Annotated in this window: 1 rRNA gene; it reads right to left on the bottom strand. The window is 52.1% G+C overall.

Annotated elements, in window-relative coordinates:
- Window positions 1-1330: ribosomal RNA gene (locus tag C515_RS0116430) — 23S ribosomal RNA — on the bottom strand; the annotation flags it as partial.

Here is a 1330-nt window from a genome sequence, read left to right on the forward strand (position 1 = left end):
GGGATCCGGATTTGCCTAAACCCCCCACCTACACGCTTAAACCGGGACATCCAACACCCGGCTGACCTACCCTTCTCCGTCCCCACATCGCACTGATATCAAGTACGGGAATATTAACCCGTTTCCCATCGACTACGCATTTCTGCCTCGCCTTAGGGGCCGACTCACCCTGCGCCGATGAACGTTGCGCAGGAAACCTTGGGCTTTCGGCGAGGGAGCTTTTCACTCCCTTTATCGCTACTCATGTCAGCATTCGCACTTCTGATACCTCCAGCATCCTTTACAAGACACCTTCACAGGCCTACAGAACGCTCTCCTACCATATGTGTAAACACATATCCGCGTCTTCGGTTCATAGTTTGAGCCCCGTTACATCTTCCGCGCAGGACGACTCGACCAGTGAGCTATTACGCTTTCTTTAAATGATGGCTGCTTCTAAGCCAACATCCTGGCTGTCTATGCCTTCCCACCTCGTTTTCCACTTAACTATGCATTTGGGACCTTAGACGGCGGTCTGGGTTGTTTCCCTCTTGACACCGGACGTTAGCACCCGATGTCTGTCTCCCATGCTCGCACTCTTCGGTATTCGGAGTTTGCCATGGTTTGGTAAGTCGCGATGACCCCCTAGCCATAACAGTGCTCTACCCCCGAAGGTGATACATGAGGCACTACCTAAATAGTTTTCGGAGAGAACCAGCTATTTCCAAGTTTGTTTAGCCTTTCACCCCTATCCACAGCTCATCCCCTAGTTTTGCAACACTAGTGGGTTCGGTCCTCCAGTGCGTGTTACCGCACCTTCAACCTGGCCATGGATAGATCACTTGGTTTCGGGTCTACGCCCAGCAACTGTCGCCCTATTCGGACTCGGTTTCCCTACGCCTCCCCTATGCGGTTAAGCTCGCTACTGAACGTAAGTCGCTGACCCATTATACAAAAGGTACGCAGTCACCCCACAAGGAGGCTCCCACTGTTTGTATGCATCCGGTTTCAGGTTCTATTTCACTCCCCTCCCGGGGTTCTTTTCGCCTTTCCCTCACGGTACTGGTTCACTATCGGTCGATCACGAGTATTTAGCCTTGGAGGATGGTCCCCCCATCTTCGGACAGGATTTCGCGTGTCCCGCCTTACTTGTCGTATGCTCAGTACCACAAATGCGCTTTCATATACGGGGCTATCACCCACTATGGCCGGACTTTCCATTCCGTTCTATTAACGCTTCTGCTATCACATACAGGCTCTTCCCCGTTCGCTCGCCACTACTTGGGGAATCTCGGTTGATTTCTTTTCCTCGGGGTACTTAGATGTTTCAGTTCTCCCGGTTCGCTTCACA

The organism is Chitinilyticum litopenaei DSM 21440 (assembly GCF_000428145.1).
Taxonomy (GTDB): Bacteria; Pseudomonadota; Gammaproteobacteria; order Burkholderiales; family Chitinibacteraceae; genus Chitinilyticum; species Chitinilyticum litopenaei.